The 18,886-nt window shown below is 62.9% G+C and carries 16 protein-coding genes; 7 read left to right on the forward strand and 9 right to left on the reverse strand.

Annotated elements, in window-relative coordinates; all coding sequences use genetic code 11:
- Window positions 1-2 precede the first annotated feature (2 nt).
- Entirely contained in the window at window positions 3-1,070 is a 1,068-nt protein-coding gene (locus tag L4923_RS15635; protein WP_239366665.1) for an efflux RND transporter periplasmic adaptor subunit, read from the reverse strand.
- Window positions 1,067-2,149: an efflux RND transporter periplasmic adaptor subunit gene (locus L4923_RS15640; RefSeq protein WP_239366667.1), complete on the reverse strand. Its 1,083-nt coding sequence runs from the start codon at window positions 2,147-2,149 to the stop codon at window positions 1,067-1,069. Before L4923_RS15640 ends, L4923_RS15635 begins: the two co-directional genes overlap by 4 nt.
- Window positions 2,150-2,465: 316 nt before the next feature.
- On the opposite strand from L4923_RS15640, the gene L4923_RS15645 reads away from it, so the two are divergent.
- Window positions 2,466-3,740, forward strand: coding sequence for a 4-aminobutyrate--2-oxoglutarate transaminase (locus L4923_RS15645; protein WP_239366669.1), 1,275 nt, complete (start codon window positions 2,466-2,468; stop codon window positions 3,738-3,740).
- 174 nt (window positions 3,741-3,914) lie between these two features.
- On the opposite strand, the gene L4923_RS15650 is transcribed toward L4923_RS15645, so the two are convergent.
- Window positions 3,915-5,168: an NAD(P)/FAD-dependent oxidoreductase gene (locus L4923_RS15650; RefSeq protein ID WP_239366671.1), complete on the reverse strand. Its 1,254-nt coding sequence runs from the start codon at window positions 5,166-5,168 to the stop codon at window positions 3,915-3,917.
- Between the two features lie 467 nt (window positions 5,169-5,635).
- Between L4923_RS15650 and L4923_RS15655 the strand changes: the two genes are divergently transcribed.
- The 6 genes from L4923_RS15655 (at window position 5,636) to L4923_RS15680 (ending at window position 11,688) form a co-directional block, all read left to right on the forward strand.
- Window positions 5,636-6,940, forward strand: a complete 1,305-nt coding sequence (locus L4923_RS15655; protein WP_239366673.1) for an imelysin family protein — start codon at window positions 5,636-5,638, stop codon at window positions 6,938-6,940.
- Window positions 6,941-7,032: 92 nt separating this feature from the next.
- On the forward strand, window positions 7,033-7,344 hold the full coding sequence (locus tag L4923_RS15660; RefSeq protein WP_239366675.1) for a (2Fe-2S)-binding protein: 312 nt from the start codon (window positions 7,033-7,035) through the stop codon (window positions 7,342-7,344).
- Window positions 7,310-7,795 (forward strand): bacterioferritin, encoded by a 486-nt coding sequence (gene bfr, locus L4923_RS15665; protein ID WP_239366677.1) that lies wholly within the window; start codon window positions 7,310-7,312, stop codon window positions 7,793-7,795. The genes L4923_RS15660 and bfr overlap by 35 nt, the downstream gene beginning before the upstream one ends.
- A gap of 11 nt (window positions 7,796-7,806) precedes the next feature.
- Complete coding sequence (locus L4923_RS15670; protein WP_239366680.1) at window positions 7,807-9,432, forward strand: di-heme oxidoreductase family protein; 1,626 nt, start codon at window positions 7,807-7,809, stop codon at window positions 9,430-9,432.
- Window positions 9,432-10,571 carry an imelysin family protein gene (locus L4923_RS15675; RefSeq protein WP_239366682.1) on the forward strand — a complete coding sequence of 380 codons (1,140 nt, stop codon included), beginning with the start codon at window positions 9,432-9,434 and terminating at the stop codon, window positions 10,569-10,571. Before L4923_RS15670 ends, L4923_RS15675 begins: the two co-directional genes overlap by 1 nt.
- 10 nt (window positions 10,572-10,581) lie before the next feature.
- Window positions 10,582-11,688 (forward strand): DUF1513 domain-containing protein, encoded by a 1,107-nt coding sequence (locus tag L4923_RS15680; RefSeq protein WP_239366684.1) that lies wholly within the window; start codon window positions 10,582-10,584, stop codon window positions 11,686-11,688.
- A gap of 66 nt (window positions 11,689-11,754) precedes the next feature.
- On the opposite strand, the gene iolB is transcribed toward L4923_RS15680, so the two are convergent.
- The 6 genes from iolB to L4923_RS15710 form a co-directional block, all read right to left on the reverse strand.
- Entirely contained in the window at window positions 11,755-12,549 is a 795-nt protein-coding gene (gene iolB, locus L4923_RS15685; RefSeq protein WP_239366686.1) for a 5-deoxy-glucuronate isomerase, read from the reverse strand.
- 4 nt (window positions 12,550-12,553) lie between these two features.
- A complete protein-coding gene (locus tag L4923_RS15690; protein WP_239366687.1) occupies window positions 12,554-12,781 on the reverse strand; it encodes a DUF3329 domain-containing protein in 228 nt (75 codons plus the stop codon).
- Between the two features lie 12 nt (window positions 12,782-12,793).
- Entirely contained in the window at window positions 12,794-13,711 is a 918-nt protein-coding gene (gene iolE / locus L4923_RS15695) for a myo-inosose-2 dehydratase (protein ID WP_239366688.1), read from the reverse strand.
- Between the two features lie 42 nt (window positions 13,712-13,753).
- A complete protein-coding gene (gene iolD, locus L4923_RS15700; RefSeq protein ID WP_239366689.1) occupies window positions 13,754-15,607 on the reverse strand; it encodes a 3D-(3,5/4)-trihydroxycyclohexane-1,2-dione acylhydrolase (decyclizing) in 1,854 nt (617 codons plus the stop codon).
- A gap of 310 nt (window positions 15,608-15,917) precedes the next feature.
- Window positions 15,918-17,849, reverse strand: coding sequence for a bifunctional 5-dehydro-2-deoxygluconokinase/5-dehydro-2-deoxyphosphogluconate aldolase (locus L4923_RS15705; protein WP_239366690.1), 1,932 nt, complete (start codon window positions 17,847-17,849; stop codon window positions 15,918-15,920).
- Window positions 17,850-17,974: 125 nt separating this feature from the next.
- Window positions 17,975-18,796 carry a MurR/RpiR family transcriptional regulator gene (locus tag L4923_RS15710; protein WP_239366691.1) on the reverse strand — a complete coding sequence of 274 codons (822 nt, stop codon included), beginning with the start codon at window positions 18,794-18,796 and terminating at the stop codon, window positions 17,975-17,977.
- Window positions 18,797-18,886: the final 90 nt, after the last annotated feature.

Here is an 18,886-nt window from a genome sequence, read left to right on the forward strand (position 1 = left end):
TCCTACTGCAACTTGATCTTCTGGCCGGGCGTCAGGCTATTCACACCGGCGGTCACCACGCGGGTTCCGGCGTCCAGCCCGTCCGCTACGGTGAAGGTACCGTTGGTGCGGGCGGCCACCTGGATATCTTTCGGGGCGACGCTGGCTGTCTTCTCGTCGACGATCCAGACTTGCGTCTTGCCATCCTTCTCCAGCAGCGCGGACAGCGGCAGCTCGATCGCCGGCTTGAGTGTCGTGGCCCGCGTGACGGTTACGGTCGAGCCGATGCGGAAGGCGTCGGACGGATCGACAAGGGACAACCTGACGCGGCGGCTGCGCGTGGAATCGTCGGATTGCGGTGCCATTTCCCGCAGCCTGGCCTGGGTCTTGATCGACGGCAGCGACTGCAACGAAACCTCGAACGGTGCATCCGCGGCAAGGTCGCCGGTCAGCCAGTCTGGAATATCAACCACTGCCTCGCGTGCGTCGGCGCGTGCTACGGTGACGACCATCTGCCCGGGTGAGACGGTCTGTCCGACCTCTGCGCCGACCGCGGTCACGACTCCATCGAAATCCGAGAAAAGGCGGGCATAGCCAAGCTGTTCCTCCGATTTGGCAAGCGAAGCACGGGCGCGTTCGACATTGGCATTGGCCGCCAGCTTTGCCTGCTGGGCCGCGTCATAGACCGCCTGCGAGGCGTTCTTGGAAGCCAAAAGCTGCCGCATGCGCTCTTCGCTGGCATTGGCATTGGCGGCTTGCGCCTCCGCGTTGGAGAGCTCGGCCTTGGCGGCCTGAACGGAAAGATCGAGTGCGGTCGGGTCGAGTGCTGCAAGCGTCGTGCCTTTCGACACCGTGTCGCCGACATCGACATCGCGCGCGACCACGCGGCCGAGCAGGCGAAAGGAAAGAGCGGCGCTGTAGCGTGGCTCGATCGTGCCGGCGAAGCCGAAAGTCTGAGCCGCGCGTGGCTGAACCACGACGGACAGAACCGGCCGCGGCGCTTCTTCCGGCTGTTTGTCGCCGGTCTTCTGGGAGCAGGCCGTCAGCAACGCGGCGGTTGGCAAGGCGACGAAGAGCAGGAGGCGTCTCATTTTGCCGTCTCCGCGGTTTCGACGACGAGGCCGGGACTGAGCAACTGGCCGCCGGCGGTGACGACCGTCTGGCCTGCCTTCACCCCTTCGCCGATGACGACAGTGGCGGTGCCATAGGCAAGCACGGTGACGGGCGCGATGGTTACTGCCTTGCTGGCCGGGTCGACCACCCATACCGCGGGTTTGCCGTCGCTGGAGGTCAGCGCCTGCCAGGGCAATGTCACCGCTTGGCCGTGCTTGCCGCTGACGCTGCCGACCACGGCCGCGCCCAAGGGCATCGTTGGCGGCGTGTCGGGAATGGCCACCTTGACCCGCACCGATCCCGACGCCGGGTCGACCACCGGGGCTATTTCGCGCACGGTTCCCAGTGCCGTGACTTTAGGGTCGGCAAGCAGCGCCACGGTGACAGGCGGTGGCGTGCCGCCATGCACGTCAGCGACCAGCGTTTCCTGGACGTTGAAGACGGCGTCGCGATCGCCGTCTTCGGCAACGACAAAAACGGTCTGCGCGGCCTGCACCACCTGGCCGGCCTCGATCGTGCGGGCCGTGACGATGCCGGGCGCGCCGGCGCGCAATTCAGTGAAGGAGAGATTTTCCTTGGCGTTGGCGAGCGCACTTTTCGCCGCCTCGACGCTGCCTTGCGCCACTTTCAGCGCCTGGTCTGCCTGGTCGTAGTCCCGCCGTGTCGTGTAGCCTTGGCCAAGCAGGGTCTTCTGGCGATCGAAGGCAGCGGATGCCTGCGTCAGCTGCGCTTGCGCGGCATCGAGATTTGCCTGCGCGGTACGCAAATCCGATTCCTGCTCCTGCAGGTCGATGCGGGCCAGGACCTGTCCCTTGTCGACATGGTCGCCGACTTCCACCAACCGCTCCGCCACGCGGCCGCCGACGCGGAAAGAGAGATTGTTCAGCGTTCGCGCAGCGATGACGCCGGTCAGCGATACGGTGTCGGCGAAGTCGCTCAATTCGGCTTTCTGTGTCGCGACCAGAACCGGCAGCTTTTCGGCCTTTTTGGTTTCCTGCCGCTGACAGCCTGAGACGAGTGCTGCGGTTACGGTGGCGGCAAGGATCAAGGAGGCCATTTGTGGCATGAATGGCCGAACCCACACTGCCGTTCTCAACGGGACCGCTCGCCGTGTCACCATGGAATCCCTCTGCTCTGGCGCTGCCTCGACAAGAGAGGAACGCTATCGGAAGCAGGATAGCTTGTGGTCCGGATTTTGAAATAGGTCATTGATTCCGTACCGATGACGCCGCGACAACCGCAAGAGACCGTCTTGCGCAGGCCTAACGGCTTGGGCCAAGCTGTCGGCTTGAGTTGGGCTGGAAATAAAGCCAGAAGGCTAGCCGAAAGCAGAAGAACACAGGGGCAACGGAGCCCTCCAGGAGAGAAGCACGATGAGCAACGCGACCATTTCAGCCCGCAAGAATGCCGCCATATCGCGCGGCGTCGGCATGACCACGCAGATTTACGCCGATCGCGCCGAAAACTCCGAGATCTGGGATGTCGAAGGCCGCCGCTACATCGACTTCGCCTCTGGCATCGCGGTGGTCAACACCGGCCACCGCCACCCCAGGGTGATCGAGGCGGTCAAGGCGCAGCTCGACCACTTCACCCACACCTGCCATCAGGTTGTGCCATACGAGAATTATGTTCGCTTGGCTGAGCGCCTCAATGGTCTGCTGCCGGGCAAGTTCGACAAGAAGACCATCTTTGCCACCACGGGTGCCGAAGCGGTCGAGAACGCCGTCAAGATCGCGCGCCACGCCACCGGCCGCCAGGCGGTCGTCGCCTTCACCGGTGCATTCCATGGCCGTACCTTCATGGGCATGGCGCTGACCGGCAAGGTCCAGCCCTACAAGGCAGGCTTCGGCGCGATGCCAGGCGATGTCTTCCACGTGCCGTTCCCGGTCGCGCTGCATGGCGTCACCGCGGCGGATTCGCTGGCCGCGCTCGACAAGCTGTTCAAGGCCGACGTCGACCCGGCCCGTGTCGCTGCCATCATCGTCGAACCCGTGCAGGGTGAAGGCGGCTTCTACGAGGCGCCGCGCGATTTCGTCTCGGCGCTGCGCAAGATCTGTGACCAGCATGGCATCCTGCTGATCGCCGACGAAGTGCAGACCGGTTTTGCCCGCACCGGCAAGATGTTCGCCATGGAACATCACGATGTCGCGCCGGACCTCACCACGATGGCCAAGAGCCTTGCAGGCGGTTTCCCGCTTTCCGCTGTCACCGGCCGCGCGGAACTGATGGATTCGCCGAATCCCGGCGGCCTCGGCGGCACCTATGCCGGCAATCCGCTCGGCGTCGCGGCTGCCAATGCCGTGCTCGACGTGATCGAGGAAGAAAAGCTCAGCGACCGCGCCAATACGCTCGGCTCCCGACTGAAGCAGCGGCTGGAAGCCCTGCGTGACGACGTGCCCGAGATCGTCGACATCCGTGGGCCCGGCTTCATGAACGCGGTTGAGTTCAACGATGTGAAGACCAAGCTGCCATCGGCCGAATTCGCCAACACTGTGCGGCTGAAGGCGCTGGACAAGGGCTTGATCCTGCTCACCTGCGGCGTCTACGGCAATGTCATCCGCTTCCTGGCACCGATCACCATCCAGGACAATGTCATGACGGAAGCGCTCGACATTCTCGAGGACTCGATCCGCGCCGCGCGGGCTTAGAGCGTTTCCGTTTTCACGGAAACGCGGAACGCTCTAAGTTTTTGCTTTCGCCGCATTATTGTAACGCCAAGTGATTCCTTGGCTACAAAATGCTCTAGGTCTCGCTGATCAGCCACCGGATGAGCCTTCCGGGATCGCAGGATCCGGGAGGCTCTTTTCGTTTGCGGCCCGTATTCAGCCGGCCGCAGCGGCCGGCACGGCCTGTTGGTGCGCCGCAAGGGCGGCCTTCAGCGCATCGGGCCCGGCCTGGACCTGCTCGGTCGTCGGCGAGAAGCCGGCGCCCAGCATCTTGCGGCCAAGCATGTGATCGGCGGGTCGGTTGATGGATTCGATCGCGATCAGCCGGTCGCCGCAGAAATGATAGACAGAAAGCTTGTTCTCGGCGGGATCGCCCGAGACGATATGCCGGTCGCCTGCGGTGGTCAGCCCGACCATCTGCAGCTTCATGTCGCCGATATCCGACCAGAACCATGGCACGGCGGAATAGGCTTCTTCGCGACCCAGGATCGTGCGCGCGGCAAGCTTGGCCTGGTCGGTGGCGTTCTGCACCGACTCCAATCGCACATCGGTCTCCGTCGCCCAATGCCGGTAATTGGCGACGTCGCCCACGGCCAGCACTTCCGGCAGTGAGGTTCGCATCCGGTTGTCGATGCGGATGCCGTTGCCGGTGGCAATGCCTGCCGTCTCGGCCAGTTCGCTGTTCGGTACCACGCCGATGCCGACGATGACCAGTTGCGCCGCAAGCCGCTCGCCGGTCGAGGTGACGGCTGCTGATACGTGACCGTTTTCGCCTTCAAGCCTGGCAACGGTGGTTCCGGTCAGAATGCGCACGCCGCCGGCGATCAGCCGCTCATGGACATGGGCAGCGATCACCGGCGCCACGGCACGGCCGAGCACGCGGTCGGCAGCCTCGACCACGGTGACCTTGCGCCCGCCGGCGCTCAGCGTCGCTGCGATCTCCAGCCCGATGAACCCGCCGCCGAGGATGACGGCGTCGGACGCGTTCGCACTGAGTTCGCGGATGATGCGGGCATCGTCCAGCGAGCGCAGGGAAATGACGCCCGCGAGATCGCTGCCCGGCAAGGGCAGCAACCGCGGCCGCGATCCCGTGGCCAGGATCAGCCGGTCGAAGGGGATGGTGCCGCCGCCGGCTACGTCCAGGGCGCGCGCGCCGGCATCGATGCGATCGATGCGCAGTCCTGGTCGAAGGTCGATATTGTGGCCGGAATAGAAGGTTTCGCCGCGCAACGGCTGCGGCTTGGCTTCGGTGTCCTTGATGAAGGTCTTGGATAGCGGCGGCTTGTGATAGGGCAGGTCCTTCTCGTCGCCGAGCAGGATGACCGGACCGTCATAGCCTTCCTCGCGCAGGCTGGCTGCAGCCTGAACCCCGGCATGGCCGGTTCCGACAATGACGACACCATTCTTCATCATAACCCGCCTTCGGATGAAATTTAGATCGATGCCGCAAGTGGCGATTGTCCGCTGCCGCCACAAGAGGCCACCTGCGGGTCGCACCCTGGACAGCCGGCTGTCAATGTCGTTGCTGGATGCAAATTTGGCGTAAACTTGATCCTTCTAGTTTAGAATAATTCTAAACTATTGTTTTGAAAGGCTTTATTGCCGAATTGCGTTGACTTTCGCCGTTCTCGCAGCTTTATGGAAGTTCGCGCATCCCGCGCATTCCTTTGATGTCTGGGCCTTGAACCCTTTCGATTGGAGGCAGTTTGTTGCTTTTCCCGCGCGCGCCGCGCCTTTCGGCGGTTCTCCGTTCGATCTTTCCGCGACAGGCGTCGCAGCGTCCGCATGCTCTTTTCTCACAGTTGAGCCGTCTGCTCACCGGGCCTTCGATCCCGGCGCTGTTGGCCGTTCATTGATGTCCCGGGGAGACGTTTGAAATGACGAACAAGAAGGTGACGGCCCGCTTCGGCGGAAAAATCGCCGCGATCACCGCCACGCTGGCGCTGACCACGGCCATTTTCGCGCTGCCGGCCAAGGCCGAGACGGATCCGAAGGCGGTCATCAAGACCTATTCCGATATTGCGCTCGCCAAATACGAGGACTCGCTGACCACCGCCAAGGCGCTGGATGTCGCCGTCGACGCACTGATCGCCAAGCCGTCGCAGGAAACGCTCGATGCTGCCCGCACGGCCTGGAAGGCGGCGCGTGTGCCTTACCAGCAGACCGAGGTCTACCGCTTCGGCAATCCGATCGTCGATGATTGGGAAGGCCGGGTGAATGCATGGCCGTTGGATGAAGGGCTGATCGACTATGTCGACAAGAGCTACGGCACGGATTCGGATGAGAATGCGCTCTACACGGCCAATGTCATCGCAAACAAGGAAATCGAGATCGACGGCAAGAAGATCGACGCTTCCAAGCTGACCAAGGAATTCCTGTCAGGCACACTGCAGGAAGCCGGCGACATCGAGGCCAACGTTGCTACCGGCTATCACGCCATCGAATTCCTGCTCTGGGGTCAGGACCTGAACGGAACCGGGCCGGGTGCCGGCAACCGCCCCTTCACCGACTATGACGCCAAGAACTGCACTGGCGGCAATTGTGACCGCCGCGCCGAATATCTGAAGTCGGCCAGCGACCTGCTTGTCGCCGATCTGGAAGAGATGGTCGGCAACTGGAAGGAAGGCGGCGCGGCACGCAAAGCCCTGGCCGACGGCGATCCGAAGGCCGGCATCTCCGTCATCCTGACCGGTATGGGTTCGCTCTCCTATGGGGAACTCGCGGGTGAGCGCATGAAGCTCGGTCTGCTGCTGCACGATCCGGAAGAGGAGCACGACTGCTTCTCCGACAACACCTACAACTCGCACCTCTATGATGCCGTCGGTATCCGCGATGCCTATCTGGCAAGCTACAAGCGTATCGACGGCAGCACGGTTTCCGGTCCTTCGGTGGCCGATCTTGTCAAGGCGATCGATCCGGCACTCGACAAGGAAGTCGCGGGCAAGCTGGAAGCGAGCGTCGCCAAGATGGAAGCGATCAAGGTGCGCGCCGAAGGCGGCGAGGCCTATGACCAGCAGATCGGCGAAGGCAACAAGGACGGCAACGCCACCGTGCAGGCTGCGATCGACGCGCTGGTCGACCAGACCAAGTCGATCGAGCGCGTGGTGGCGGCGCTGAAGCTGGACGCCATCGCCTTCGAAGGCTCGGACAGCCTCGATTCGCCCGACAAGGTGTTCAAATAGGAGTACGGCACCCGCCGCAGAGGCGGGTGCGAACTGAAACCCAGAAAGCCACGCGGCGCCGGTGAGGCGCCGCCAGCCATCCAGAACCGCAAATGCTGATCTGTCATTGCAATATCATCACCGAAAAGGAGATCGAGCAGGCCATCATCGCCTTGCTGGATGAGGACCCATGGCAGCTTATCGTGCCGGCAAAGGTCTATCATTCGATGCGCAAGCGTGGTCGCTGTTGCGGCTGCTTCCCAAATGTGGTGGAAACGATCATTCGGGTCACCGAGAACTACCATGCCCGCTCGGAGGCGGGCGGCGTGGATGTCGTTTCACATCTGGACCGCGTCAGAGAACTGCGTGTCCAATACGGGAGCAAAACCCATGAAGGGCGAAAAACAGGTCATCGAGCGGCTTAACGAGGCTCTTTTCCTAGAGCTCGGTGCCGTCAACCAGTACTGGGTCCACTATCGCCTGCTGGAGGACTGGGGTTACACCAAGCTCGCCAAGAAGGAGCGGGCGGAATCGATCGAGGAAATGCAGCACGCCGACAAGCTGGTGGCCCGCATCATCTTCCTCGAGGGGCATCCGAACCTGCAGTCGGTGGCGCCGCTCCGGATCGGTCAGAACGTCAAGGAAGTGCTGGAATCGGACCTCGCCGGCGAATATGACGCGCGTTCTTCCTACAAGCAGTCGCGCGAGATCTGCTCCGATCTCGGTGATTATGTGAGCATGAAGCTGTTCGAAGAACTGCTGGCAGACGAGGAAGGCCATATCGACTTCCTCGAGACCCAACTCGACCTGCTTGCCTCGCTCGGCGAAGAAAAATACGGCCTGCTCAACGCGGATTCGGCCAACGAAGCGGAATAGGACATGCGCGCATGCGGCGCATCGTAGACTTGTTGCGCCGCGCGTCGCGCGGATGGACACCTGAACAAACCAGCCAGCCCGTCATGGGGATGGCTGGTCTTTTCTGGCCAACTGCTAGCCATTTGGCCGTTGCCGGATTGATTGCCACCCTGTCGCCTGCGGCACTCGCCCTTGCCGGCGACATTCCCGATTTGCCCAGCGCACGTACCGATCTCACGGAACAGGATCGCGCTCGCGTCGAGGCCATCACCAAGCCGACGACGGACTTCTCCAAGCCGGAGGAGTATGAGCTGATGCAAGGCGGTGCCGGCACCTCCAGGAAACGCGTCAATGCTGACGCGTTCTCGCAGTCCTCGGCCAACATCACCTTCGAGGAAGAAGGCACCTTCAAACTCGGCAACGCCATCTTCCGCAAGAACTGGGTCTCCTCGCCATCCTCCACGCAGGCTTCGGACGGACTGGGACCGCTGTTCAACGCACGCGCCTGCCAGAGTTGCCACCTGAAGGACGGCCGGGGTCATCCGCCGGAAGGCAATGCAGACGCCACGTCGATGTTCCTGAGGCTGGCGCGCGAAGCCTCGACCGAAGAAGAAAAAGCCGAGCGCGCCGAGCATAAGGTGCTGAATTTCCCCGATCCGACTTATGGCGCGCAACTGCAGGATCTCGCCGTGCCCGGCCTCGCCGGCGAAGGGCGCATGCGCATCACCTATGCCGAGCAGCCGGTCACGCTCGGCGACGGCACGACCGTGTCGCTGCGCAAGCCGAGCTATGCGGTCGACGGCCTTGCCTACGGTCCGATACACCCGGACACCACGCTTTCGCCCCGTGTAACGCCGGCGATGATCGGGCTCGGCCTCGTCGAGCAGATTCACCCGGCCGACATCCTGGCCAAGGTCGATCCGGATGACCGCGACGGCGACGGCATCTCCGGTCGGCCAAACATGGTGCGCGATGCCTTGAGCGGCGAGCTCACCCTCGGTCTTTTCGGCTGGAAGGCACAGACCCCTTCGATCCGCCAGCAGTCTGCAGATGCTTTTGCCGGTGACATCGGCATTTCGACGCCTGAAAAGCCGGACCATTGGGGGGATTGCACCAAGGCCGAAAAGTCGTGCCTGGATTTGCCGAACGGGGTGCAGGAACGGCTCGGCTCGGTCGAGGCGCCATCGCCGGTGATGGACCTCGTCACCTTCTATTCGCAGAACCTCGCCGTACCGGCACGCCGCGACATCAACAAGCAGCCCGTGCTGGCCGGAAAGAAGGCGTTCTACGAGATGGGCTGCGTATCTTGCCATACGCCGAAATTCGTCACCCGTCGCGACGCGCCCAACAAGGCGCAGTCGTTCCAGTTGATCTGGCCTTATTCCGACTTCCTGTTGCACGACATGGGCGAGGGCCTGGCTGACGGCCAGGCCGTGGGCGACGCGACCGGCAATGAATGGCGCACACCGCCATTATGGGGCATCGGGCTCACCAAGCGCGTCAACGGCCACACCTTCTTCCTGCATGACGGCCGCGCCCGCAATCTGACGGAAGCCATCTTGTGGCACGGCGGCGAAGGCCAGAAGGCGCGCGATCGCTTCGCCGCCGCAGGCGCCGAAGAGCGTGACGCGCTGATCAAGTTCCTGGAGTCGCTGTGATGCTGAAACACTTAAGCAGGTTCCGCAAAAGTGTTGCGCGATTTTGCGACGAGAACCTGCGGCAAAACAAACTTGCCGCCGCGCTTGTCGTCCCGTTTGCTCTTGCCATCTCGCAGCCTGCCGGCGCGGCCGTCCAGGCTTCGGATGTCGTCAAGAGTGCTGTCGATGGCTTCATTCGCCCGGCCTATGCTTCGTTGCAGCAGCATGCAGCTGCGACTGCCAAGGCCGTGGAGGCCTTGTGCGCAGCGCCTTCGCAGCAGGCACTCGATGCCGCGCGGACAGAATTCGCCGGCGCGGTGACGGCCTGGTCGGCGATCGAGATCGTCCGTTTCGGACCGATCACCGAGAACAACCGGCTGGAGCGCATGCTTTACTGGCCCGACCGCAAGGGGCTCGGCCTCAAGCAGGTGCAGGCGGCGCTGGCCGAGAAGGATGTTTCGGCCACGGATGCCGCCGGCATTGCCGGCAAGAGCATCGCGATGCAGGGGCTGGGTGCCCTGGAGTTCGTGCTCCACGGCACCGATGCGGAGATGCTCGCCGGCAAGGACGGCGCTTATCGCTGTTCCTTCGGCTCGGCCATTGCCGGCAATATCGAGACGATCGCAACAGACGTGTCCACTGCATGGGCGAAACCGGATGGGTTTGCCGCGTTATGGGCCAGTCCCGGCCCGGACAACCCGCTCTACCGTGACGGCAGCGAAGCGGTGACGGAATTGATGGGCGTCTTCATCAATGGGCTCGAGCTGGTGCGGGATCAGCGGCTCAAGAACTTCCTGGGAGCCAATGCCGATGCCGCCAAGCCGAAGCAGGCGATCTACTGGCGCTCCGGCCTCACCGGCGCCTCGCTTGCCGCCAACCTCGACGGCATGAACCGGCTGTTCCAGGCTTCGAATCTCGGTGACGCCTTGCCCAAGGACGATCGCTGGATCGCAGACTCGATCGAGATCCAGCTGGTCAACGGTGTTGCGGCGGCCAAGGAAGCGTCCGGGTCTGTCGCGGAGGTGCTGGCCGATCCCAAGCGGCGCGCTGCGCTGGAGCATTTCCAGCTTATCACCAGCAGCCTCAGCAATCTGTTCGGCACCCGGCTATCCGCCGCTTTCGGCCTGACCGCCGGCTTCTCCTCGCTGGACGGTGATTGAGGGGCCACCCATGCGCACCCCACTTATCGACCGCCGTGATTTCCTGAAAGCGGCAGGGACGGGTTTCCTCGCTGCACTGGCGCCGCAGGCCTGGGCCGCGACGCTGGAGGCCGACGCCGTCTTTGCCACCGCCTATATGAAGCGCGACGGCAGCTATGGTGCCGCGGTACTTTCCGAAGCCGGCAAGATGTTGCATGCGGTGGATCTGCCGGATCGCGGTCACGACGTCACCTTCGATCCGGTTTCGGGACGCTCGGCAGTGTTCGCCCGCCAGCCCGGCACGTTTTTTGTTGTCTTCGACCATAAAGGCCGCAGTGAACCGCTGACCATTGCCAGCCAGCCTGCCCGGCATTTCTTCGGCCATGGTGCGTTCTCGACCGACGGCGCGCTGCTCTACGCCACTGAGAACGACTTCGACAATGCCGCCGGCATGGTCGGTGTCTACGATGCCAAGGAGGGCTTCAAGCGCATCGGCGAGTTCCCGACCTATGGCATCGGTCCGCACGAGCTTTTATTGCTGGGTGATGGCCGGACCATTGCGATTGCCAATGGCGGCATCGAAACGCATCCCGATTTTGGTCGCGCGGAACTCAACATCGCCACGATGAAGCCGTCTTACGTGTTGGTCGACCGCATCACCGGCGAGATGCTTGAAAAGCATGAGCTGCCGGCCGCGCTGCACCAATTGTCCATCCGCCACATGGATCTTGATGCCAAGGGCACGGTGTGGTTCGGCTGCCAGCATCGCGGTCCGGCGACGGAGCAGCCACTGCTGGTCGGGCGCGCCGAGCGTGGCAAGGACCTGGCCTTGCTCGACATGCCGAAGGACGTGCTGGCCGGTTTCCGCAACTATATCGGTTCGGTGGCAGCCAACCCGGATGCCGGCACGGTTGCGGTGTCGTCACCGCAAGGCAATGTCTTCGCCGTGATCGAGGCTGCGAGCGGCAAAGTCCTCAAGACCAGCAGCCTGACCGAGGTCTGTGGTCTGGCGCCCGACCATAGCGGTTTCCTCGCCACCACCGGCGCCGGCGCCATCGTGCAGCCGGACGGCAATACGATGACGGAGCCGGATTATGTCTGGGATAATCACATGTTGAGGATAGCGAGTAGCGAATAGGGAGTTGCGAATAGGGGTACGGGAGGAGGCCGCCAACTATCTCGCTATTCGCTACTCACTATTCGCTCACTTCACCAGCCACTCATGCTCCACCGCATTGTGGAACTTCCACGTCCGCTTCGGGCCGGCCATGACGTTGAGATAATAGAGGTCGTAGCCGTGGCACGCGGCGCAGGGGTGGTAGCCCTTGGGCACCAGCACCACGTCGCCGTCTTCCACCGCCATGGCCTCGTCGAGTGAACGATCGTCTGTATAGACGCGCTGGAAGGCAAAGCCCTGCGGCGGGTTGAGTCGGTGATAGTAGGTCTCCTCCAGGTAGGATTCGGCGGGCAGATTGTCCCGATCGTGCTTGTGCGGCGGGTAGCTGGATGTATGGCCCCCCGGCGTGATCACCTCCACGACCAGCAGAGAATCCGCCGGTTCGCCTTCCGGCAGGATGTTCGTGACATAGCGCGTGTTGGTGCCCTTGCCGCGGGTTTCCTGGCCAAGATCTTCCGGGGCAATCACCCGTACCGGCAGACCGCCGCCCAGTCCCGGCGCCGTGCAGACGGCGAGTTCCAGTTCGGTTTCGGCGGTGACGGACCAGTCCGAACCCTCCGGCATATAGACGGACCATGGTTTGCCGTCGAAAGGCGACATGCGTTCGCCGAGCAGGCCGAGCTCCTGCCCGCCAGCAGTGGCTTTGCCTTTGCCGGTGACGAATACGAGGCAGGCTTCGCGGTCGCCGGTCTCGCCGGAAACGCTTTGCCCCGGCGCCAGCCGGTGCAGGTCGAAACCGACATAGGTCCAGCCGGCATTCTGCGGTGTGACATTGGCGACGTGGCCGTGGCCCTTCCTGGCCTTCACCAGCAGTTTCGACATGGCTTTAATCCTTGCCCTTGGTTTCATCGGAGGGCGATGGCGGCGCCTCTTCCCCCGGTTTGTAGCTGATCAGGAACGTCCACGTGGCGTAGATGGCCATGCCTCCGACCAGCGTACCCCAGAACGGCGTGCCCACCGCAAATTCGATGGCCGACCAGATCACACACACGGCCACCACCGCGATCCGGCGCCACAATGGCCGGAAGAAGGGATGCTGGTTGTCCTTGTTCATGGCGATATCCGTTCAGCTATTTGGGAAACCTTGCGTCTCCACCGTATAGCCTGCTGCGGTCATCACGCGCATCAGTTCCTTGTGCCCGACCTGCGCCATTTTCAGCGGCGGGTTCTTTTTCGGGTCCTGCTCTGCTTCGACCACGAACCAGCCCTCATAGCCATAGTCGGCGAATCTCTGCACGATCGCGGCGAAATCGAGCGACCCATCGCCCGGCACGGTGAACGCGCCGAGCGCCACCGCATCGAGGAAGGACTGTCTGGACCAGTCCAGGCCGTTGATCACGTCCATGCGCACGTCCTTCACATGCACATGATTGATGCGCTTGTGATGGTTGTCGATGGCGCGAAGCACGTCGCCGCCGGCAAACGCCAGGTGACCGGCATCGAGCAGCAGCGCAATGCCTTCGCCCGAGTGCTTCATGAACGCGTCAAGCTCATGCTCGAACTGCACCACGGCCGCCATGTGATGATGGTAGGAGAGCGGCATGCCCTGTTCAGCGCACCATTCGCCGAACTCCGTCACCTTGCGGGCGTAGGCTTTCATCTCATCATCGGAAAGCACGGCCTTGGTGGCGAGCGGCCTGGAGCGGTCGCCCTGGATCGAGCGGTCGACCTCGCCATAGACGATGCAGGGTGCATCGACCGCCTTGAACAGCTCGATCATCGGGGTGATGCGGTCCTTGTTGGCGGCCAGTTCTTCGCTGACCAGCGTGCCCGAAAACCAGCCGCCACACAGCGTGACATCGGCCTGTTTCAGGATCGGCAGCATTTCCTCCGGCGTGCTCGGGAACCGACGGCCTTGTTCCATGCCGGTGAAACCGGCCGAGCGCGATTGACGCAGGCATTCCTCGAGCGAAACATCGTCGCTCAGTTCCACGAGGTCGTCATTCCACCATGCGATGGGGGACATGCCCAGTTTGGCTTTCAATTCAGGACTCCGGTTCAGTGATCAGATCGCGGCGATGGTTGCTCAATCGCCCACGCGCTGCAATTTCAGCTTTTCTTCGTAGTTCTTGCGGGCGGCATTGACTTCAGCGCGTGTACTCACCTCCGGCACCGCCACATCCCACCAGTGGCCGCCGGCTTCGGTGGAGACCAGGGGATCGGTGTCGATGACGATGACCGTTGTGCGGCTGTTGGTCTTCGCCCTCTCCAGGGCACTTTCCAGGTCGGCGATCGAGGCGACCTTTTCCGCGGTTGCACCAAGGCTTGCGGCATGGGCAGCGAAGTCGATGTCGGGCAGCGTCTCGTGGCGCGCATCCTTGAGCAGGTTGTTGAAGTTGGCGCCGCCGGTCGCCATCTGCAGCCGGTTGATGCAACCATAGCCGCGATTGTCGAGCAGGATGATGGTGAGCTTCAGGCCGAGCATCACCGAGGTTGCGATCTCGGAATTGAGCATGAGGTAGGAACCGTCGCCGAGCATGACGACCACTTCCTGCTCCGGTTTCGCCATCTTGGCGCCGAGGGCGCCGGCGATCTCGTAACCCATGGTCGAGAAGCCGTATTCGGCGTGATAGGAACCCGGGGCGCCGGCTTGCCACAGCTTATGCAGTTCGCCCGGCAGCCCGCCGGCGGCGTGCAGAATGGTGATGCCGGAGCCCATCGCACGCTGCACTGCGCCGATTACCTGCGCGTCGGACGGATAGGCCGCATTGCTGGGCGCTGTGACCTTGGCGGCGGCAGCCTGCCACTCGGTCTTGCCGTTGGTCGCATTCTGCGTCCAGTCAGCCGGAGCTTTCCAGCCCCGCAGGCCGGCAGCCAGTTCCGCCAGTCCCTCGGCGGCGTCGGCCACCAGCGGCAGAGCACGATGTTTGCCGGCGTCAAAAGGCTGGACGTTGAGACCGACGATGGTCTTGGCCTCATTCCGAAACAAAGCCCAGGACCCGGTGGTGAAATCCTGCAGACGAGTCCCCACTGCCAGGATGACATCGGCTTCTTCAGCCAGCCGGTTGGCGGCCGAGGTGCCGGTGACGCCGACAGCGGCCATGTTGAGCGGGTGGGTGTCCGGCAAGGAGGATTTGCCGCCTTGCGTTTCGCAGACCGGAATGCCGGCGGCTTCAACGAAACTCGTCAGTTCGGCGGAGGCGCCTGAATAGAGCACGCCGCCGCCGGCAATCACCAACGGCTTCTTGGCGCCCTTCAGAGCGTCGATGGCGGCAGCGAGTTCGGCGCGGTCCGGGCGTGGCCGGCGTACCTGCCAGATGCGCTCCTCGAAGAAACGCTCCGGATAGTCATAGGCCTCAGCCTGCACATCCTGGCACAGCGACAGTGTCACTGGTCCGCACTCGGCAGGGTCGGTCAGGACCTGCATGGCGCGGGCCAGTGCCGGGATGATCTGCTCGGGCCGGGTGATGCGGTCGAAATAGCGCGAGACAGGGCGGAAGCAGTCGTTGACCGAGACCGTACCGTCGGAAAAATCTTCGGCCTGCTGCAGCACCGGATCGGGAACACGGTTGGCGAAGACATCGCCGGGCAAGAGCAGCACGGGAAGCCGGTTGACATGCGCGAGAGCAGCAGCGGTGACCATGTTGACGGCGCCCGGACCGATCGAACTTGTGGCGGCCATGAAACGGCGGCGGAAGTGCGCCTTGGCATAGCCGATGGCCGCATGCGTCATGGCCTGCTCGTTATGTGCGCGAAAGGTCGGCAGTTCGCCGCGCTGCTGGTAGAGCGCCTCGCCGATGCCGGCGACATTGCCATGGCCGAAAATCGCCCAGACGCCGCCGAAGATCGGCAGCTTCTCGCCGTCGATCTCGGTCATCTGGCGGGACAGGTAGCGGGTGAGCGCCTGCGCCATCGTCAGGCGAACGGTTCTAGCCTGCATTTCTCACACTCCATGTGACCTGCGTTGCACTTTGGAGCGCCGCGCATCCATTCGGACGCGCAAAGGACGCCCCAACACTTTGAGTTGGCGCATGATCCTTTCCGAAAATCGAAGGCGATTTTCGGGGTCATGCGCTGGCGAGGCGGATACGGCGTCGAGGGCCGAAGAGCGTATTGGACATACGGATGAGCCCCTCGACGCCGTAGACGTCCGCCGAAAGGCAACCCGGACGGCCGGTTCAAGAAGCGGCGCAGGCCACATCGAGTGTGAGAAATGCAGGCCAGTCATCGTGGGTCTCCTCCGACCGGTCTTATGCCGCCTTGCGGTCACGCGCGGCAAGCCACGCGCTGGTCAATTCCTCGAAGCGCCGCGCCATGTCGTTCACGGCTTGCTCATCGTTCATGTTGCCTGTGAGCCATTGGCCGGCGGCATGCGCGAAGATTGTACGGCCAACCGCAAAACCCTTGACGATCGGTACTTCCGCGGTTGCGGCGAAAGCCGCCTCCAGCTCCGCCAGAGGCGCCTCAAGGCCAAGCAGCACGACACCGCGGCAGAACGGATCGTTGCTGAGGATGGTCTCCTCGATCTTCGCCCATGCAGTCGCGGAGGCTTGGGGCTCCAGCTTCCACCAGTCGGGCTTGATACCGAGTGCGTAGAGTTCCTGAAGCGCACGGGAAATGGTAGTGTCGTCGATCTTGCCGTGCTTGCCGGCGATGATCTCGACAAGCAGCTCGCGGCCGACCTTTCGCGCCGCTTCGAACAGTGTGCGCAGTTTTTCCTGCTGCTCCTTCTTCAGATCTTCCGGGTCGTCCGGGTGATAGAAACAGAGGCATTTGATGCAGTGGTCGACGGGCCAGTCTATCAATTGCGACCCGATATCCTGGCTGAACTCGAACCGCAGCGGTCGCGAGCCCGGCAGTTCGACCGGGCGGCCGAGCCAGACGAAGGGATGACGGGCGAACTCGAACATCGCTTCGCGGCCGTACTTTTCGTCAAGCAGCATACCGTAGCCGGCACGGCCTGCAGCGACCTTGGCCGCAGCTTTCACCGCCAGCACCTTGAAGGCGTTGATTCGGGAAACATCCACCTCGGCCTTGGCGGCGATGTCTTCCAGTTGCAGGCGATGATCGCAGGCCAACGCCATCAGGAGAGGGATGTCACGGCGGCGAGTCGTCGCCCAGTGGACGTGATTGATCGCTTCGTCCTTGCGCAGCGCCAGATGTTTCGAACCATTCTTCAGGAAGAACTGCAGTTCCGTGTAGGTCGGATATTCGGGAGCGCAGAGCAGCCGCGATACGGCGAATGCACCGCAGGCGTTCGCCCAGGTCGCGGCAGTGGCAAAATCCTCGCCGCCCAGCCAGCCGCGGAGGAAGCCGGACATGAAGGCATCGCCGGCACCGAGCACATTGTAAATTTCGATTGGGAAGCCGTCGCCGACGACGCCGTCCTCGAGATCGTCGCTGACCGGCCCGTCATAGACGATGCAGCCTTTGGCGCCTCGCTTGAGGACGATGGTGGCGGACGACAGCGAACGGATGGTCTTCAGGGCGGCCAGCAAGTCGCTCTCGCCCGATGCGATCAGCACCTCTTCTTCGGTGCCGACGATCAGGTCGCAGTCCGGCAAAACGGTCTTCAGTTGTGCCGAAACGCGATCGGATTTGACATAACGACCGAACCCTTCGGCGTGGCCTGCAAGGCCCCAGAGGTTCGGGCGATAGTCGATGTCGAACACCACCTTGCCGCCACTCGCCTTGGCGATGCGGATTGCCTTGCGCTGCGCGGCATCGCTGTTGGGCCTGGAGAAATGCGTGCCGGTGACCACGATCGCCCTGGCAGAAGCCACGAAAGCCTCGTCGATATCGTCCTCGGACAACGCCATGTCGGCACAGTCGGAACGGTAGAAGATCATCGGCGAGACGCCCTCGTCCTCCACCGAAAGCAGCACCAGGGCCGTCAGTCGCTCAGGATCGGTATGGACGCCTTCGACATTGACCTTTTCGCGCAGCAGTTGTTCGCGGATGAAACGGCCCATCTGCTCGTCGCCCACACGCGTCAACAGGGCTGATTTCAGGCCAAGCCGTGCGGTTCCAACGGCGATATTGGCTGGGCAGCCGCCCACGGATTTGGCGAAGGAGGTGATGTCTTCCAGCCGGGAGCCGATCTGCTGCCCGTAGAGATCCACCGAGGCGCGGCCGATGGTGATGACGTCGAGCGCCTTGCCGGCGTCGCGAGGGCTCGCCATGCTTTCCTCCCTGAAAATGAAAGGCTCCTGGCGCCAAAAGACGCCGTCGTCACTCCCTTATATGAAATGATAATTCCATTGCATAGTCAATATGGAATGGAAATTCCCGAGCTATTTTGCGGCCATCAGGCTCCGCTGCGACGCTCTGCGGTTGCCACGGCCAGCGTCATGGCCAGCGCCATGGTGGCCGACAGGGAGCGGAAGCCGGCGCAATCGGCCTCGGCCACTTCGAACCAGACCCTGGCCGACTGGGCGAGCGGCGAAAAGGCGCTGTCGGTGATGGCCACCACTGGAACGCCCTGCTCGGCAAGCATGCGGGCATAGTCCACGGTCTGGGTGGCGTAGGGCGAGAAACTGATCGCCACCACGGCATCCTTCGGCGTGGCGAAGGACATGACTTCCGGATCGAGGCCGGCAGCGGATTCGACCAGCGTGTAGCGGATCTTCAGCTTGCCCAGTGCATAGGCCATGTAGGAGGTGATCGGATAGGAACGGCGGCGGGCGATGAGATAGATAGTCTCGGCCTTCGCCAGGACATCTACCGCGCGGTCGAGCAGGCCATCGTCGAGCGAACGCGACACCGCCTCCAGCGACCGAGTCGAGGCTTCTACGAAACCGTCGAGGATGGCGCGGTTCTGCGTGGTGCCGCTCCCCCGCAGCGTTTTCAGCCGGTCTTCATAGGATGTCGTCCGTTCGCGCAGCCGCTCCCGGAAAACCGATTGCAGGCTGGTGAAACCATCGAAACCGAGAAACTGTGCGAAGCGGATGAGCGTCGAAGGCTGCACGCCGGCAGAAGCTGCGATGCTCGCCGCCGTACCGAAGGCGATCTCGTCGGGATTGTCGAGCGCATAGGCGGCGATCTGCGCAATGCGCTTCGGCAAGGCGGCGCGCCGTTCCAGGACGAGGTTGCGGAGCGATTCGTAATCTTGCGGCAGGCGAGGGTTCATGAGCCGGAGAATCCCCTGTTCCGTCCCTGATCGCAAGAGCTTAGCAGTCTCAACAAGAGCTGTCACAGGAAATAGATCATATGTTCCGTA

The sequence above is a fragment of the Terribium retamae genome (assembly GCF_022347545.1).
Lineage (GTDB): Bacteria > Pseudomonadota > Alphaproteobacteria > Rhizobiales > Rhizobiaceae > Mesorhizobium > Mesorhizobium retamae.

Excerpts from the sequence above, each read along its gene's own strand:
- L4923_RS15635 (WP_239366665.1), bottom strand. The coding sequence starts at position 1,070 with ATGAGACGCCTCCTGCTCTTCGTCGCCTTGCCAACCGCCGCGTTGCTG.
- L4923_RS15660 (WP_239366675.1), top strand. The coding sequence starts at position 7,033 with ATGCTGATCTGTCATTGCAATATCATCACCGAAAAGGAGATCGAGCAG.
- L4923_RS15655 (WP_239366673.1), top strand. The coding sequence starts at position 5,636 with ATGACGAACAAGAAGGTGACGGCCCGCTTCGGCGGAAAAATCGCCGCG.
- L4923_RS15680 (WP_239366684.1), top strand. The coding sequence starts at position 10,582 with ATGCGCACCCCACTTATCGACCGCCGTGATTTCCTGAAAGCGGCAGGG.
- iolD (WP_239366689.1), bottom strand. The coding sequence starts at position 15,607 with ATGCAGGCTAGAACCGTTCGCCTGACGATGGCGCAGGCGCTCACCCGC.
- L4923_RS15710 (WP_239366691.1), bottom strand. The coding sequence starts at position 18,796 with ATGAACCCTCGCCTGCCGCAAGATTACGAATCGCTCCGCAACCTCGTC.
- L4923_RS15705 (WP_239366690.1), bottom strand. The coding sequence starts at position 17,849 with ATGGCGAGCCCTCGCGACGCCGGCAAGGCGCTCGACGTCATCACCATC.
- L4923_RS15690 (WP_239366687.1), bottom strand. The coding sequence starts at position 12,781 with ATGAACAAGGACAACCAGCATCCCTTCTTCCGGCCATTGTGGCGCCGG.
- bfr (WP_239366677.1), top strand. The coding sequence starts at position 7,310 with ATGAAGGGCGAAAAACAGGTCATCGAGCGGCTTAACGAGGCTCTTTTC.
- L4923_RS15675 (WP_239366682.1), top strand. The coding sequence starts at position 9,432 with ATGCTGAAACACTTAAGCAGGTTCCGCAAAAGTGTTGCGCGATTTTGC.
- iolB (WP_239366686.1), bottom strand. The coding sequence starts at position 12,549 with ATGTCGAAACTGCTGGTGAAGGCCAGGAAGGGCCACGGCCACGTCGCC.
- L4923_RS15650 (WP_239366671.1), bottom strand. The coding sequence starts at position 5,168 with ATGAAGAATGGTGTCGTCATTGTCGGAACCGGCCATGCCGGGGTTCAG.
- L4923_RS15645 (WP_239366669.1), top strand. The coding sequence starts at position 2,466 with ATGAGCAACGCGACCATTTCAGCCCGCAAGAATGCCGCCATATCGCGC.
- L4923_RS15640 (WP_239366667.1), bottom strand. The coding sequence starts at position 2,149 with ATGGCCTCCTTGATCCTTGCCGCCACCGTAACCGCAGCACTCGTCTCA.
- L4923_RS15670 (WP_239366680.1), top strand. The coding sequence starts at position 7,807 with ATGCGGCGCATCGTAGACTTGTTGCGCCGCGCGTCGCGCGGATGGACA.